Genomic DNA, 15,192 nt, shown 5'->3' with positions numbered 1-15,192 from the left:
GTGGCACGGCTGGGACTGGGAGGTTCACCCATTGCGGGTCTGCTGCTCCTTCTTTGCTCGGTGGACCGGGCGGGATCCACGGGGGTCGTCTGGTGGGGAGTAGGGTCCCCGAACTCATAGTAAAGGGATCGCAAAGCCCCCCGCTCGCAGAGTGGTGTGGCTCACGACGGCGCCGCTTTCGGACTTTCTCCGGCAGATCGTCCGATCCGCTCCTGTGGCGACCGCTCCGACTCTATGCTTCTACAGTTGTGTAGAGAACGCGAGGGTCGGCGGGATCATTCCCGTCCGCGGGCCTGCTGCCCGCACGTCCCGTGTTCTTCCGCGATCCACTGGGAGGGGTAGTCATGGCTTCGATCGACCTGGACAAGGTGCTGGACAAGGCGTGGGCGGACAAGGGTCTGGCGGAGATACTCGCCGCGCCCGTCTCCGCTCTCAAGGGTGTCTCCGACCGGCAGGGTGACCTGCTCCAGGAGGCGTTCGGCATCAAGACCGTCGCCGACCTGGCCGAGCTGAAGTACGCGCGCTGGGCGCAGGCCCTGGCCGCGCTGGACACCTCCGCGAAGTAATCCCTGCCCGGGCCGGTGCCCCGCCGCGGTGACGGCGGGGCACCGGCCCGCTGCTTCGACGCACCGTACGCATCACATGAAGGAGTGAACGCCACGATGGTGTTCAAGCGACTGCTCGGCTCGCTCGGCGTGGGCGGCCCGTCCGTGGACACGGTCCTGGACCCGGTCTCCGCCGTCCCCGGCGGAACCCTGTCCGGGCAGGTCGACCTCAAGGGCGGCAACGCCGACTTCACGATCGACCACATCACGCTGGAGCTGATCGCCCGCGTCGAGGCCGAGCACGGCCACCGCGAGTCCGAGGGCGCGGTCGTCTTCCACCGGATCGCCGTAGGCGGGAACTTCCGCCTCGCCGAGGGCGAGCACCGCAGCCTCCCCTTCGCGTTCCCGCTGCCGTGGGAGACCCCCATCACCGAGCTGTACGGCCAGCCGCTCGGCATCGTCCTGGGCGTGCGCACGGAGCTCGGCGTGGCCGGCGCCAAGGACAAGGGCGACCTCGACCCGCTCACCGTCCGCCCCCTCCCGGCGCAGGAGGCGATCCTCGACGCCCTCGGCCGGCTCGGCTTCGGCTTCAAGTCCGCCGACCTCGAGTACGGGCAGATCCGCGGCACCGGCCAGCAGCTGCCCTTCTACCAGGAGATCGAGCTCAGCCCCCCGCCCGCTCACGCGCACCTGGTCAACGAGATCGAGGTGACCTTCCTCGCCGGCCCGGCGGGACTGGAGGTCGTCCTCGAAGCCGACAAGCGCGGCGGCTTCTTCTCCGAGGGCCACGATGCCCTCTCCCGCCACACCGTGCCCCACGCCGACGTGCACAGCCGGAACTGGAACGCCGAGGTCGACGCCTGGATCCGCCGGCTCGTCGAGCACCGCGCCTCCCACGCCCCGCAGGGAGCGCATGGCGCGTACGGGCACAGTGACCCGTACGCGGACAAGGACCACGGCCATCACGGGCACGACGACCACCATCACGGCCACCGCCCCGGCCCCGGCACGGGCACGGTCGTCGCCGCAGGCGCGGCAGGTCTGGCCGTCGGCGTGGTCGGCGGGATGGCCGCCGCCGAGGTCGTCGACGAGGTGGGCGACTTCTTCGAGGGGGACGACGAAGACGGCGGGGACGACGAGGCGTAGCGACCTCTCGGCGGCCAAGGCGGCGGCCCCGTGCGCTTCGACGCGGACGGCGGGGCCGCCCTACCCGGTCTACAGAGGGGTGGCGGCTTCCAGGATGAAGAACAGGGTGACGGCCGAGTTCGCCGAGGACAGCGCCGATACGGCCGTCCCGGCAGCGGCCCCCCAGGCCGCCATGCCCACCGGCGTGAGGGCGCGCGGCCACCACGAGGTGCTCGGCGCAGGCCCCAGCAGCGCGGCCACCCGGCGCGGCACCGGCCCCGCATCGGCGAAACCGGCCAGCGTCGCAGCCGGGGCGCCGCGCGAGACCAGAGCCGCCTTGCCGACCGCCCGCGCCACGGTGCGCCGGCTGCCCACCGAAGAGGCGGCTTCCTCGTCCGCCCACCGCTCGGCGGTGAACGCCACCGCCGTCCGCAGCGGACGCAGGAACGGATTGGCCCGCGCGGCCAGCTGGACCGCCAGCAGGAACCGGTGATGCCGCCCCGCCAGATGCGCGCGCTCATGCGCGAAAAGGGCCCGCCGCTCCCGCGAGCTGAGCAGCGCCAGCATCCCCGTCGTCACCACGACCCGGCCCCGGCGGCCCGGCAGCGCGTACGCGTACGGATCCTCGTCGGCAAGGACCGCCACCGAGGTGGTCGGCAGCCCGGCCAGGGCTTGGCCGGCGCGCAGCCGGATCCGGTGGTGCCGCCACGCCGTCCGTGCACAGGAAGCGACCACGACCAGCAGGGCCGGAATCGCGGCCCTGCCCGCGACCTCGTCGTAGGGGACCGCCTCACGCACCTCCGGATCGGACCAGCCGTCCGGCAGCGGATTGCCCGGCAGCTGCGCGGTGCCGACCACCATCAGCAGGGCGAGGCACAGCGTGCTGCACACCGCCAGCACACCCGCCACGGCGGTCAGCAGCCATGTCGCCGCCCGCGGGTGCAGGTGGTGCTCGGCGAGGCGCGCGATCGGCCACGCCGTCAAGGGAAGGACCAGCGGCAGGAAGACGAAGACCCCCATGGGTGTCAGTCTTCCCCTTCCTCGGCGGCCTGCGCCAGCAGCTCCCGCAGCAGCTGCTCATCTCCCGGAGGCAGTGCGGTCACGAAGCTCGCCAGCACGGCCTCGCGGTCCGGTTCCGCGTCCAGCACTCTGCGCATCCGCAGTGCGGCCAGACCCGCCTCGTCCGCCACCGGCGTCCACTCGAACGACCGTCCGGCCCGCTGCCGGGTGACCGCGCCCTTGGCCTGCAAGCGGGTCAGGATCGTCACCACGGTCGTGTACGCGAGGCCGCCGCCGAGCCGCTCCTGCACCCAGGCGGCGTTCACCGGCCCCGGAGCCTCGTTGAGCGCGGCCAGTACCTGGCCTTCCAGCTCGCCCTGCCCCCGCCGGCGGGAATCCTGTCCGGCACCGCCCTTGACCTGGTCCGCCATGCCGTCGACCTCCCGTCATCAGCCCGCCGCGACCGCGGGGCGGTTCATCGTACTGGTGGCGTACTCCTGGGCATCCGACGATGTTCCCGCGCCGTTCGTTCCACCGGGGCCAGGCTGTGGGCACCCTGCAGCTCGCCTGCCCGACCGACGCACGGCGCGGTGCGGCACGGTTCGCCGCCGCTTGTGGGGGAGCGGCGCGCGTGCTTGTGCCGGAAGAGCCCGCGTCTCTGGGAATGTTGACGTGGGCTGGCGCAACACTGCGACCGTGTGCCGCGCACCGCGCCCTTCGTCGACTGGGAGAGACATATGACCATCAAGGACATCGGGCCGGAACCACAGAGTTTCGACCTGGAGAAGGCGACGCTTGAGAACACGGACTACCGCGCGGTCGCCTGGTCCGGTAAGTACCTTCAGCTGACCCTCATGTCGATCCCGGTGGGTGAGGACATCGGCTTGGAGGCGCACCCGGAGACCGACCAGTTCCTGCGACTCGATGCGGGCCGGGGCCGCGTCCAGATGGGCCCCACGAAGGACCGACTCGACTTCGACCGGGAGGTCGAGGACGGCTGGGCGATCTTCGTACCCGCCGGCACGTGGCACAACGTCACCAACATCGGTGACGAGCCCCTGCAGCTGTACGCCGTCTACGCGCCGGTCCACCACGCGGCGGGCAAGGTCCATGCGACAGCCGCCGACGCGGAGCGCGACGAGGACTCGGGCGACGACGAGCCGGCAAGCTGGTCGGTCCAGCCCGCCCGGCAGCCGTCGGACGAGCACGCCTGACCGGAGAGGGCCCATCGCGACAGCAGGGCTTGGAACCGCTGCGGTCGAAGAGGCTGTGGCCCTGCTCGGGTGGACAGGGCCACGACGTCCCCACCTCGCCGAGCGGCGGCCGATCTGCCGGACCGCCGCGAGGGCCGAGCCGGCGCCTACGCGGGCGTCCCCCGCGCCAGAACCGGTGTCCGAGGGCTCGGCGATACTGCCGGAGGCAACGCGGAAGCCCCACACCTGTGAGACATGAGGAAACACCACATGAGCACGGCCATGCCCGGATCCGTCCCGGCCCCACCGCCCGCTCCGGCCGGCCCGTCCCTCCGAGGCTTCCACCCCAAGGCCCTCGCCGTCGACGCCGCGGTCACCGTCGTGGCAGCCCTGGAACTGATCACCCTGCACGGCCAGCTCGACACCACGGCCGCGCTTGTCTGTCCGCCCGCACTGGTCGCCCTGATGCTGCGGCGCAGGTTCCCCGTGACGGTGCTCCTGGCCACCCTGCCGTCGATGGCCACCGGCTTCCTGTGGCTCGCCCCCATGGTCGCCATGTTCACGGTGGCCGCGTGCACCGCCCGCCGCCGCGTGGTCCTGGGCGCTGGATCGGCCCTCTTCGCGGCGACCATGTGGGCCGGCGTCACCGTCGACGACTCGGCCATGACGTGGAGTGACCACCTGATCGTCGTCCAGGTGGCCCTCATGTTCAGCCTCGGCCCGGCCGGCCTGGGTCTGCTGGCCCGTACCAGGTCCGAGCTGCGGGCCCACATCGCCGAGCTGTCCGCGTCCCAGGCGCATGGGCGCCGCCTGGAGGCCGAGCGGGCCGTCGCGCAGGAGCGCACGCGCATGGCCCGCGAGATGCACGACACCGTCTCGTACCACCTCGGCATCATCGCCGCCCAGTCCGGCGCCCTGTGGACCACCGCCCCGGACGACGCGGTTCGCGAGGACGCCGAGGTGATCCGCCGGCACAGCGCCGACGCCCTGGCCGAACTCCGCGACATCGTCGGCGTCCTGCGCCACTCGGCGGGCCGGGCCGAGGACGGCGACCCCGCCAGCCTGGCGAACCTGCGGACTCTGGTTCAGGAGGCCCGCCTGGACACGGCCCTCGCCCTCGACCTGGACCTCCCCGAGGGCCGGAGCTGCGGCCCGGCCGTCGAGCAGGCCGCCTACCGCACCGTCCAGGAGGCCCTCACCAACGTCCGCAAGTACGCCCTTGGTTCCCGCGTTCAGGTCACCGTGGGTCCGTCCGCCGCAGGCGACGCCCTCCTCGTCGAGGTCCGCAACGGGCCCGCCCCGCACGCCCCGGCTTCCGCCGCCGCCGCGCCCGCCGGCGGCTTCGGACTCACCGGCCTGGAGGAGCGCACCGCCCTCGTCGGTGGTTCCTTCCGTGCCGGAGCCACCCCGGAGGGCGGCTTCGCCGTCTGCGCCGAGCTGCCGCTGCGTCAGCGTGCCGTCGCCCAGGGGGAGTCCGGGTCCGCCTCGTACACCGACACGTGCCGCAGGCTGGAGGAGGTGTACGGGGTCCCCGCCCAGTCCTCCGCGCGCTCCAGCAGGCGAAGTCCGGACAGTTCAGCCAGCAGGTCGATCTCGAAGGGGAAGGCGTAGCGCAGCAGGTGCTCGCGGGTCTCCGGTGCGCTGCCGTCGATGATCGTGTGGGTCGACAGCATGAGCTGCTGGGAGCGGTCCACGGTCAGCGTGTCCAGCATCACGGACCGCTCGTCGAGGTGGCGCATCGAGTGGTCCGGCTTGTCCATGTGGTGATACGGCGCCGGGTCGAAGGCCTCCAGCACGAACCGTCCGCCGGGCGCCAACTGCTCCCGGACGCGCCGCAGGCAGCCGAGCTGCTGCTCTTTGCTGATCGCCACGAAGAACGTGTTCAGTACCAGGGTCACGGTGTCGAAGGTGCGCCCGGTGCTCTCCTGCGTGAAGTCGCCGAGCTGCGTGGTCACTGTGCCCTCCGGGTCCCGCGCGCGCAGCTCGTCGAGCATCGGCGCGGAGCCGTCGATGCCGTGCACGGCGAAGCCGAGGCCGGCCAGCGGGACGGCGATGCGGCCGGTGCCGACGCCGAGTTCGAGCACGCTGCCGCCCGGCGGGGTGATCGACGCGACGAAGGCGACTGCCTGCTCGGTGTCGTGGTCGATCGGGTACATGCGGTCGTACACGCTCGCCAGCTTCTGGTCGTACAGCGCGTTGCCGAGGGTCATGAGGGTGTCACTCCAAACGGGTGCCCTGGGGCACGGTCGGGGCCGGGCCGAAGGAGACGGTCCGGTGGTGTTCGAGGCGGTGGTGGTCGGGTCCCGGCCCGGCAACCCACGCTGCCTCGGCCCGGGTGGACCTCAGCCCGACTCAGCGCGTGCTGACGAGGGCCGGCGCGTGGTGCCGGCCCGGAGCGGAGGAGGCGCGGTGCGCCACCACGGCCGCCTGCACGCGGTTGGCCAGGCCCAGCTTGGCCAGGATGGCGCTGACGTGCTCCTTGGCCGTCGACGCGCTCAGCAGCAGCCGGCGCCCGATGTCGGCATTGGTCAGGCCCTCCGCAAGCAGGTCCAGCACCTGGAGCTCCCGCTCGGTGAGCGAGTCCAGTCGGGCGTCCGCACCGGTGTCCGGGTGTGTGTGCGCGTGCGTGTTCGGTCCGTCGTGGCCAGGCCCGCCGCTGAGGTAGCCGTCCACCACGATGCGCGCCGCCTGCGGGGACAGCACCGTCCCGCCGGAGGCCAGCACCCGTACCGCATGGATGAGTTCCTGCGGCGTCGCGTCCTTCAGCAGGAAGCCTCGGGCACCGGAACCGAGCGCGGCCGCGATGTCCTCGTCGGCCAGGAAGGTCGTCAGGATCGCCACGGCCGGCGGGTGCGGCAGGGTGCTCAGGCCGGCCAGGACCGTGAACCCGTCCACGTCCGGCATGCGCAGGTCGAGCAGCACCACGTCCGGCCGGTGGACCTCGATGGCCTCCAGAGCCGCCGCCCCGTCACAGACGACCGGCACGTCGACGTCCGGTTCGCCCTCCAGAATGCGCTGCATGCACGACCGCAGCAGGACCTCGTCGTCGACGACCATCACGCGTATCACCACGCCCCCTTAGAGCGGCCACCCCGTTTGGCCGCACGCCGATCAAGGTATCAACTCGGTAAAGGGGGTTGACGTCGCGGGGGTGGACGCGGTGGAACGCGGGGTACCGCTTTACCGGTCCGGCCGGCTGTTCCGCGCGCTGGGGTTCAGGCGCGCGCGTCGACTCGCTCCTTGATGAGCGCGACCAGGGTGGAGTCCCAGGTGAGGAGCAGCAGTTCGGCGCGCTCGCCCTGGGCGGTCGCGCAGACCAGGACCGTACCGCCGCGCCCGCCTCCGGTGGCCGCCTCGGTCGGTCCGGTCAGCTGCAGCCCGTTGGCGCGGGGCCCGTCCAGCGTGGCGCCGGACCGGTTCACCATGAGCTTCCCGGGCTGCATCCCGGACGCCTGGGCGCCGGTGCGGTACCGGCAGCGCAGCGTCACCGGCTCACCGTTGCGCAGCGCGGCGATGCGGCGGGCCGAACGGGCCCGGTCGAGCCCCTTGCCGCCGACCCACAACACCAGATCCATCAGGGAATGCAAGGCGAGTTCCAGCAACAGCATGTGTTCGATCGCTCCTCAACTCGGACGACTCATGGAAGGCGCGGGCGGATGCCGTCCGCCGGCTTGTGCGTGCGAGCACGCACAGGGCGGTCACCGGACGCGGGCCGCCGCCCTGTCGCCTGCCGCCTCGGAGATGGCCCGCACATCGGCCAGTGCCGCCTCGGGACCCTCGGTCAGCAGGACCCCCGCGCAGCTCAACGCGATCTCGGTCGCCCCCGCCTCACCGTAACCGGTGAGGTGGTCGGCCACCTCGTCGGGTGTCCCGTACGCGAAGACGCCGCCGTCGACCAGCGCGCCCGCCCCCGCCCATGGGTCGGACACGTCCACGTCGAGACCGGCCGAGCGCAGCATGGCCGCGTAGTGCGCGCCCTCCAGGTGCAGTTGGTGCGCCGCGTACGCCAGCTTCCTGGGATCCCGGCCGGGCCTGCGCACCGCGCACGGCACGATCGACGTCACGCCGGGCGCCGTCCGCCCGCGGGACGCGGCGCCCCGCGCCAGGGCGGGGACGATCTCGTCCGCCAGGTGGGCGGCCGGGGTCAGCAGGGTGATCGCCACGTCGGCGACCTGCCCGGCCACGTAGGCCATGCGCGGGCGGAGCACGCCCACGCCGAGCGACACGGCAGGACGGGGTACGCCCGGGTGCGGCTCCGGCAGCGGCCCGCCGTCGAGCCGTACGTACCGTCCCCGGAAGTCCTCCACCACCTCGCCGTCCAGCAGCCGCCGCATCACGCTCAGGTACTCGGTGACGGCGGTCAGCGGGCTCTCGTACGGCTCGCCGCGCAGCGCCGCCACGAAGTCGGGGTCCCCGGTGCCGAACCCGGCGACCACCGGCTGCCCGGTCAGCAGTGCCAGGGACCGTGCCTGCACGGCCGCGTCCAGGGGATGGCGCAGCGCGGTCAGCGCGACGCTGGTACCCGCGGGCACCTGGATGCCGAGCCCGGCGAGATGGGCGAACGCCTGGTGGGTGTCGACGACCAGCGACTGCCCCAGGTACAGGCGCTCCAGCGACAGCTCACGGACGGTCCGGCCGAAGGCGGCGAGCTCGCCGAGGTCGCAGACCATCAGCGGGTACATCAGGGCCAGCGGCGGCGGGGCGCTCGGCGTGCTCCGGGCGGCCGGGGTGTTCGAGGTCATGGGCGTCTTTCGTGGACATCGGGGGTGCCGGTGCCGGCACTGGTGCGGGGGCGGGGCGGGGGCGGGGCCGGCCGGTCACGCGAGGGCCTGGGCGCGCTCGGACCCCAGCGGCGTCGGCGCCAGGTACGCGTCGGCCTGGAGCCGGAAGAGCCGGGCGTACGTTCCGTCGAGGGCCAGCAGCTCTTCGTGGCTGCCCTCCTCGATGAGCGAGCCGTCGTCCATCACGAGGATCCTGTCGGCGACCCGGACGGTCGAGAACCGGTGCGAGACCACCAGGGAGGTCGCCCGCGCGCAGATGGTGCGCAGCCGGCCGAAGACGTCCGCCTCCGCCTCCGGGTCGATCGCGGCCGTCGGCTCGTCCAGGATCGCGATCGGCGCGTCCCGCAGGAACGCCCGGGCGAGGGCGATCTTCTGCCACTGCCCGCCGGACAGTTGGTGGCCGCCCTCGAAGTGGCGACCCAGCACGGTGTCGTACGCGGCGCCGAGCCGGTCGACGAACGGTGCGGCCCCGCTGGCCTCGGCGGCCGCGCGAATGCGGTCGGTGTCGTCGAGCTCCTCGACGCGCCCGAAGCCGATGTTGTGGCGGACGGGCATCTCGTAGCGGATGAAGTCCTGGAAGACGACGCCGATGTTCCGCTGGAGGTCGGTCGTGTCGTACTCCTCGATGGGCACGCCGTCGATGAGGATGCGGCCGCTGGTGGGCTCGTAGAGCCGGGTCAGCAGCTTGACGATCGTGCTCTTGCCGGCGCCGTTGGCGCCGACGAGGGCGCAGCAGGTGCCGGCGGGGATGAAGCAGCTGAACCGGTTCAGGGCGGTGGTCTCGGTACCCGGGTAGGTGAAGGTCACGTCCTGGAACTCGATGCCATGGGTGAGGCGGCGCGGGAACGGCCGGGTGCCGCCCGTGATGCTCCCCTCCGGCAGGGAGAGGTAGTCGAAGAGATTCCCGGTGAACAGCGTGTTCTGGTACAGGGTGGCCACGCCGAGCAGCAGCCCGCCGGCCGCCACGTGCACGGCGCCGAGGGCCTGCAGGTACCCGGCCAGCTCGCCGAGGCGCCCCGTCGACACGGTCGAGGTCAGCGCGAAGACCAGCGCTCCGGCCGAGCCGGCCACGCTGACCAGTCCCAGCACCGCCGACCAGCCGTGGCGCCGTCGGGCCAGCCTGCGGTCCACCCGGAAGAACTCCTGGACCAGCGCACGGTAGCGGCCCACGAAATACGGGCCCAGCTGGTACAGCTTCACCTCCTTGTAGGAGGAGTCCGTGGTCGTCAGGTCCTGGTAGTAGAAGACACGGCGGCGGTCCTGGGCGCGGTGGTACTCGACCGCGTACCCCTCCTTGCTGAACACGATGTGCGCGGCGAGCGCGGGCACCGGGGCGAGCAGGATGACGACCGCGAGCCACGGGTTCCAGGAGAACAGCACCGAGCTGACCATCACGAGCGACGCCAGCGAGGTGAAGGTGCGGAGCATCTCCTCGAAGACTTCGAAGGCCGTGCCGCCGCCGCTCTCGCGCAGGGCGCGCTGGAGCCGGTCGTAGGCCTCGGGGTCCTCGTAGGCGCTGAGGTCCATGCGGGTGCCCTTGACCATCACCTGCTCGCCGATCTCCGCACTGAACTCCAGCTGGAGCAGGGAGCTCAGATACTGCGCGACCGACGACAGGACGTGCTCGGCGACTGCCACCACGACCAGCCCGGCGGCCGCCGCGGCGAGCCGGTCCCCGGCGCCCGGGACGTGCTCGACGGCGTCGGCGACGGCCTGCACCGCGTCGGCGGTGAGCCAGATCCCGGCCGCCGGAACGCCGGCGGTCAGCAGCGTGAGCAGGGTCAGGGCGCTCACCCGCAGCGGGCTGAGCCCCCAGAAGGAGCGCAGCACCTGCCACCAGTAGCGCAGATCCCGGGAGAGCCGCCGGTGCTCCTGCGACACGGCGTCCTGGTCCGCGGTGGTGGGCCCGCCGGTCACTGGGGCCTCCCGCGCAGACAGTTCAGGACGTGCCCCCACACCAGGTAGCAGCGGTTCTCGGCGGGCCGGTCCATGGGCAGCAGCCGGTTCACCTGCATGTGCGCCAGGCTGGCCAGGATGGCGTCCCGGGTACCCCACAGCGTGCCTGCGGCCTCCGCCTCGGCGACTGCGCGGGCGGCCCGGCCCACGGCAGCGGCCTGTGCGTCGAGGACGGCGGTCAGCCGCTCGTGGTGGGCGCGGCCGAGCGGGTGCGGCCGGCGGTCCCAGGGCCGGAGCAGCTCGCACAGGTAGTCGCGGTCCTTCCGGTACCACTCGCGGGCCTCCGGGTCCTCGGCCGGGCGGGGCATGACGGCCAGCCGCTCGCGGACGTCGAGCCCCCACTGCGCGTACAGCGCGTCGACGGCGGCGACGGCGACGGCCCCGGGCTCCAGGCCGGGCTCCTTGTCCCACAGCAGGCGCAGCAGCCCGCAGGAGACCGCCGAGTTCGCGGCGAAGAGGTTCTCCAGGTGGTCGTACACGGCGGGACCGCCGTAGCGGCTGATCTCCGGGTGGTACGTGGCCACTTCGAGGCGCTCGGCGAGCCCGCGCCGTACGAGTCCCTCGCCCCAGGCGAACAGCGCGGGCAGCGCGGGCAGCGCGGCCGTACCGGAGTCCGGGGCCGGCGCCGTACGGGTCCTGATGCGCAGGTGCGGATCGGGATCGGCGTACCGGATGTAGAACCAGCGGTCCGGGTCGGCGCCCGCCTCCCGCATCTGCTCGATCAGGGCGGGGAGTTCGGTGGCGGCGATCTCGTCGTGGAGGTCCCGGGCCGCGTACAGCTTGAGGTACGACCATGCAGAGCCCGGCAGGTGGGCGGGGTGCGCGTCGGGCGCGGCCCTGCGCCGGATCTCCTCCGGGGCACGCGGACGGTCCTGCGCCGCCGCCTCCTGCGGGGTGGCTATGAGCGGGACGACCACCTCGGACAGGTGGCCGTGCCCCGAGCCGTCGCGCAGCCACACCGCGTCCGGGCCGGGCAGGGCCTCCTGCAGGGTGATGCGGCCGGTGGCGGTGCGCAGGTCGGCGAGCAGCTCGTCGACGCAGGCCGGGTGGTCGAGGTCGAGCAGCAGCCGGTTGTCGTCGTCCGCGAGGTAGACGTGGCGGGGCACCCCCCAGGTGCGGCGCCACCCGGCCACGTCGTCCGCCGTGCGCGGCACGGCCACCGGCCCCGCCGCGGCGGGGGAGGCCTGCGCGCCGGCCGGATACAGGTTCCACTCGGCGGGGCGCACGACGACCCGGCCGCGCACGACGCGCGGCAGGTGCGGGGCGCCCTCGACGGGGCCCCAGCCGAAGCCGGCGGGGGTGGCGTAGCGGGCCCGGGAGACTTCCAGGAGGAAGCGGCAGACGTTGGGTGCCCCGAAGGGGCTGAGCATGTGGTTCTGGACGACGACCAGTTCGCGCCCGAGCCGGGCCGAGTAGAGGCGCAAGCCTTCGTCGGTGGCGCCGACGTGGACGTCGGCGAGGCCGATGGTCCGCTCGGGGTCACCCGAGGGGGCGACGTTGACGGGGATCTCGTAGGCGTGGACCGCGGGCCTGATCGCCACATTCGCGCCGCGGCCGTTGGCGGGAAGGTACGCCAGCTCGGCGACGACGACGTCCGGCTCCAGGGCCTCGCGGGCCCGCGCGTATGCACGGAGGCGGTCGGTGGCGTCCGGTCCGAGGAGGTGGAAGAACCGGCCGAAGGTACGGCCGCCTTCGCCGAGGCCGTCGCCGTTGAGCACCGCCCGCCACTCGCCCCGGTCGACGGCCTCGGGGCTGTCGGCGCTGATCTGGACGTACGCGTCGACGCCGGGGCAGGCGGGGCGGCCGGGAGCGTCGTCGGTCCGGGCACCACGGGTGTTCGGGGTGTCCTGTGCGGCAGGGGGCAGCAGCCGCCGGAGCACCTCGTCGGTCAGTTCGACCTCGTCCGCACCGCGGCGCCAGGCATCGGCCGCCAGGGCGAGGAGCGCCCGGTCCGTGTGCGGATCGCCCTCCCCCGCGTGCTGGTTCATGACCATGGCGCGAGGCGGGGTGAGGTAGCCGTTGGGCGCGTCCAGGCCGTGTTCGGCGCCGAGGAGGTCCAGGACGGGCACGAGGGCGTCGGTGCCGTACCGCTCCATGAACGCCTGGTGGTACGCCGCGAGGTGGTCGTATCCGGCGGGCGCGGCCCGGTTCAGCCGGGCCAGGCACCCGACGGCCTCGGCGACCTCGTCGGCGACCTGCCGGTTGAGTGTGCCCGCGGTGAGGTCGAGGGCGGAGTCGACCTGGAACGGCTGGGCCTTGTGGCCGGGGACGAGGGCGCGCTGGACGGTGCGCAGCCGCTGGAGGGTGGCGGTGTCACCGTACGCCGCGGGGCCGGTCAGCCCGACGACCTCCCGGAGCGCGGCCACCGCGGGATGGTCGACGCCGGCGGCGCAGAGGCGGTCCAGGACGTACGCCTCGGGGCGCGGCTCGGTGACGGGCGGGCGCAGGTCGGTGACGAGCACCCCCAGGCCGACCAGTTCGGTGACGAACGCGCCGATCCGCTGACGGCCGGCCGCGGGGAAGCTCGCGGTCAGTTCGGTGACCAGCGTGGCGTACGGGGCGGGGGCGGCGGGCGGGGCGAGGCTTCGGATCCGGGCGAGGGGCGCGGTGAGGCGGACGCGGACCGCTCGGCGGTCGGCGGAGTCACCGTGCACTCCGCAGGAGGGCAGCACCAGCCGGTCGCCCACCGGGCGCGCCATACCGTTCACGCAGACGCCGAGCCGGGCCAGGACCTCCGGATCCCCTTCCAGGCGTTGCACCAGGGCGAGCAGCCAGGCCATGTCGGTCCGTACGTGCGCGCCGCCGAGCGCGGTGCCGCCGAGGCGCGCGGTGGTGGTGTCGCCGAACGTGCCGAGGGCGACGCCGGAGAAGGCGCCGAAGGGGGTGGGACGGGTGCTCATGCGGGTGAGGTAGCGCAGGGCGCGCGAGTGGACCCGCCGGGCCTCCTTGCTGCCGCTGTCCGTGCCGGCGGCCCGGTCGGCCCGGTCGGTCCCGTCGAGCTTCGCGAGCCCGTCGAGCAGCCCGCTCCCGGCCGCGACGAGCCCGTGCCGGACCCGGGGGTCGTCGGTGAGGTCGCGCAGCCGGGCTCGGGTGCGGTCGCGGTCGCCCCCGTCGAGGGCGTTCCGCCACACGTCGACGGGCAGGGCCGGTGCGCGCAGAAGGTGGAAGTCGAGGGCGTGGTACCGCTGCATGGCGCGGGTCGGGTCCTTGTGGGTCTCGGGCACGGTCGGGTCACCGCACGGTCGGGTCACTGGGGGAGCAGCGCGGTCCACCAGGTGGGCCGGTGGCCGGTGGCGAGGGTCCGGAGGGTGAGCGCGACACCGGCGGCGCCCGTCAGGAGACCGGGGTTGTCGACGACGTGCCCGGTGGTCTCGTGGTCGCGGTAGACCAGGGGAAGGTCCGGGTCGGCGGCGTCCACCAGCCGTCGGGCGAGGCGGGGAAGGGCGCGGGCTGCCCCGGTACTGCCGTGGGCGGCGAACTCGTGGGCGAGCGCGGCCAGGCCGGCGAGGCCGTGGCACACGGTGGGCGAGCGCGGTACGTCCCCGGCGTCGACCCGGTCGAGGAGCCCGTCCAGCGCGGCGAACGCCCGGTCCTGCAGGCTCCGGTCACCGGTCGCGCGGGCCACGGCGAGCAGCCCGGCGGCGACGCCCCCGGTGCCGTGGCACCAGGAGGGTACGGCTTCGCCGTCGTCCGTCGGCACGGCCCGCGGCCACTGCAGACGGCGCCCGTCACCGCGGCCGACGGCCAGCAGCCACCCGGTCAGCCCGTCCAGGGCGGCGCGGTGCCCGGGCACCCGGCGGTCCAGGCGCCAGGCGGTGGCGAGGGCGGCGGCGATCCCGGCGGCGCCGTGGGACATGCCGGTGTCGAGACGGCCTGCGACGGCCCGGTTCGGGGTGGCGGCACCCCACACGAGGTACCGCAGGCACCGTTCGAGGGCCTCCTCGACGACCGGGGAGGTCGGGGCGGCGCACAACTGGACGGCGATTCCGGCGGCCCCGTAGACGAGGTCGTAATGGTGGTCGGCGACGGCACCGGGCTGCTCGGGCCAGTCGGCGGCGAGCACCTGCCGGGCGAGCTGTTCGTGGAGCCGGCCGAGACTGGGGCGCAAGCGCGGCTCGTCGCGGCAGAGGTCCTGGAGGGCGAACGCCAACCCGGCCGTCCCGTCGAACAGACCGGGGTGGTCCAGGGGTTCCTCCCGGGTGGCACAGAAGGCGGCACGCATGAAGGCGCAGGCGCGCTCGACCCCCTTCTCACGTTCACCGGTCCCGGCTTTCGCCGTGCTGCGCGCGGCATGCAGGTGCAGGAGGGCGAGACCGGCGTGGCCCTCGCTGAGGGAGGCACCGGCCCAGAAGGGCGTGTCGGTCTGCCGGGCGGCCCGCACGGCCGCGGCGTCGGCGCGCGCCGGCGTGTCCAGGCGCTCCCCGATCAGGTCGGCCACGGCGGTGGCGCGACCGGCGAGGTCGGCCGGAAGGAGCGATGCGTCGGTCATGTACGGCCTAGGTCCTGTCTGGAGTTCCCCCGCGGCGTTGCGGTGTCTGGTGCCGCCGCTTCCGGCGTTGTCGTCAGTCGCCGACGCTCCGCGTCGACTCCCTC

Annotated in this window: 12 protein-coding genes and 1 pseudogene; 4 read left to right on the top strand and 9 right to left on the bottom strand. The window is 73.6% G+C overall.

What is annotated here, in order from left to right:
• Window positions 1-344: 344 nt before the first annotated feature.
• Together ACFWFZ_RS25010 and ACFWFZ_RS25005 are read left to right on the top strand one after the other, a co-directional pair.
• Window positions 345-566 (top strand): hypothetical protein, encoded by a 222-nt coding sequence (locus ACFWFZ_RS25010; protein WP_387125137.1) that lies wholly within the window; start codon window positions 345-347, stop codon window positions 564-566.
• 96 nt (window positions 567-662) lie between these two features.
• Complete coding sequence (locus ACFWFZ_RS25005) at window positions 663-1,691, top strand: sporulation protein (RefSeq protein ID WP_387125135.1); 1,029 nt, start codon at window positions 663-665, stop codon at window positions 1,689-1,691.
• A 69-nt stretch (window positions 1,692-1,760) separates the two neighbouring features.
• Here the strand turns inward: ACFWFZ_RS25005 and ACFWFZ_RS25000 are convergent, their stop codons facing one another.
• Both ACFWFZ_RS25000 and ACFWFZ_RS24995 read right to left on the bottom strand, forming a co-directional pair.
• The gene (locus ACFWFZ_RS25000) at window positions 1,761-2,690 is read right to left on the bottom strand and encodes a M56 family metallopeptidase (protein ID WP_387125133.1); all 930 of its coding nucleotides are present in this window, start codon (window positions 2,688-2,690) and stop codon (window positions 1,761-1,763) included.
• A 5-nt stretch (window positions 2,691-2,695) separates the two neighbouring features.
• Complete coding sequence (locus tag ACFWFZ_RS24995) at window positions 2,696-3,100, bottom strand: BlaI/MecI/CopY family transcriptional regulator (RefSeq protein WP_387125131.1); 405 nt, start codon at window positions 3,098-3,100, stop codon at window positions 2,696-2,698.
• A 306-nt stretch (window positions 3,101-3,406) separates the two neighbouring features.
• Between ACFWFZ_RS24995 and ACFWFZ_RS24990 the strand changes: the two genes are divergently transcribed.
• The gene (locus tag ACFWFZ_RS24990) at window positions 3,407-3,883 is read left to right on the top strand and encodes a cupin domain-containing protein (RefSeq protein ID WP_387125129.1); all 477 of its coding nucleotides are present in this window, start codon (window positions 3,407-3,409) and stop codon (window positions 3,881-3,883) included.
• A 234-nt stretch (window positions 3,884-4,117) separates the two neighbouring features.
• Window positions 4,118-4,879: pseudogene (locus ACFWFZ_RS24985) on the top strand (histidine kinase); the annotation flags it as partial.
• Window positions 4,880-5,310: 431 nt separating this feature from the next.
• On the opposite strand, the gene ACFWFZ_RS24980 reads toward ACFWFZ_RS24985, so the two are convergent.
• From ACFWFZ_RS24980 to ACFWFZ_RS24950, 7 genes are all read right to left on the bottom strand, one after another.
• Window positions 5,311-6,072: a class I SAM-dependent methyltransferase gene (locus ACFWFZ_RS24980; protein WP_387125127.1), complete on the bottom strand. Its 762-nt coding sequence runs from the start codon at window positions 6,070-6,072 to the stop codon at window positions 5,311-5,313.
• Between the two features lie 142 nt (window positions 6,073-6,214).
• Window positions 6,215-6,931 carry a response regulator gene (locus tag ACFWFZ_RS24975; protein WP_387125316.1) on the bottom strand — a complete coding sequence of 239 codons (717 nt, stop codon included), beginning with the start codon at window positions 6,929-6,931 and terminating at the stop codon, window positions 6,215-6,217.
• Between the two features lie 146 nt (window positions 6,932-7,077).
• Window positions 7,078-7,470 carry a hypothetical protein gene (locus tag ACFWFZ_RS24970; RefSeq protein WP_387125125.1) on the bottom strand — a complete coding sequence of 131 codons (393 nt, stop codon included), beginning with the start codon at window positions 7,468-7,470 and terminating at the stop codon, window positions 7,078-7,080.
• Window positions 7,471-7,560: 90 nt separating this feature from the next.
• Window positions 7,561-8,604 carry an LLM class flavin-dependent oxidoreductase gene (locus ACFWFZ_RS24965; RefSeq protein ID WP_387125123.1) on the bottom strand — a complete coding sequence of 348 codons (1,044 nt, stop codon included), beginning with the start codon at window positions 8,602-8,604 and terminating at the stop codon, window positions 7,561-7,563.
• Between the two features lie 75 nt (window positions 8,605-8,679).
• Entirely contained in the window at window positions 8,680-10,560 is a 1,881-nt protein-coding gene (locus ACFWFZ_RS24960; RefSeq protein ID WP_387125121.1) for an ABC transporter ATP-binding protein, read from the bottom strand.
• The gene (locus tag ACFWFZ_RS24955; protein ID WP_387125119.1) at window positions 10,557-13,823 is read right to left on the bottom strand and encodes a lantibiotic dehydratase; all 3,267 of its coding nucleotides are present in this window, start codon (window positions 13,821-13,823) and stop codon (window positions 10,557-10,559) included. Before ACFWFZ_RS24955 ends, ACFWFZ_RS24960 begins: the two co-directional genes overlap by 4 nt.
• 23 nt (window positions 13,824-13,846) lie before the next feature.
• Complete coding sequence (locus tag ACFWFZ_RS24950) at window positions 13,847-15,088, bottom strand: lanthionine synthetase LanC family protein (protein WP_387125117.1); 1,242 nt, start codon at window positions 15,086-15,088, stop codon at window positions 13,847-13,849.
• Window positions 15,089-15,192: the final 104 nt, after the last annotated feature.

Source organism: Streptomyces sp. NPDC060232 (genome assembly GCF_042726555.1).
GTDB lineage: Bacteria > Actinomycetota > Actinomycetes > Streptomycetales > Streptomycetaceae > Streptomyces.
This window is presented reverse-complemented; position numbering and strand designations above follow the sequence as displayed.

Coding starts and splice junctions, on each gene's coding strand:
- ACFWFZ_RS25000 (WP_387125133.1), bottom strand. CDS start 2,690: ATGGGGGTCTTCGTCTTCCTGCCGCTGGTCCTTCCCTTGACGGCGTGG.
- ACFWFZ_RS24970 (WP_387125125.1), bottom strand. CDS start 7,470: ATGCTGTTGCTGGAACTCGCCTTGCATTCCCTGATGGATCTGGTGTTG.
- ACFWFZ_RS24990 (WP_387125129.1), top strand. CDS start 3,407: ATGACCATCAAGGACATCGGGCCGGAACCACAGAGTTTCGACCTGGAG.
- ACFWFZ_RS24980 (WP_387125127.1), bottom strand. CDS start 6,072: ATGACCCTCGGCAACGCGCTGTACGACCAGAAGCTGGCGAGCGTGTAC.
- ACFWFZ_RS24950 (WP_387125117.1), bottom strand. CDS start 15,088: ATGACCGACGCATCGCTCCTTCCGGCCGACCTCGCCGGTCGCGCCACC.
- ACFWFZ_RS24995 (WP_387125131.1), bottom strand. CDS start 3,100: ATGGCGGACCAGGTCAAGGGCGGTGCCGGACAGGATTCCCGCCGGCGG.
- ACFWFZ_RS24965 (WP_387125123.1), bottom strand. CDS start 8,604: ATGACCTCGAACACCCCGGCCGCCCGGAGCACGCCGAGCGCCCCGCCG.
- ACFWFZ_RS25005 (WP_387125135.1), top strand. CDS start 663: ATGGTGTTCAAGCGACTGCTCGGCTCGCTCGGCGTGGGCGGCCCGTCC.
- ACFWFZ_RS25010 (WP_387125137.1), top strand. CDS start 345: ATGGCTTCGATCGACCTGGACAAGGTGCTGGACAAGGCGTGGGCGGAC.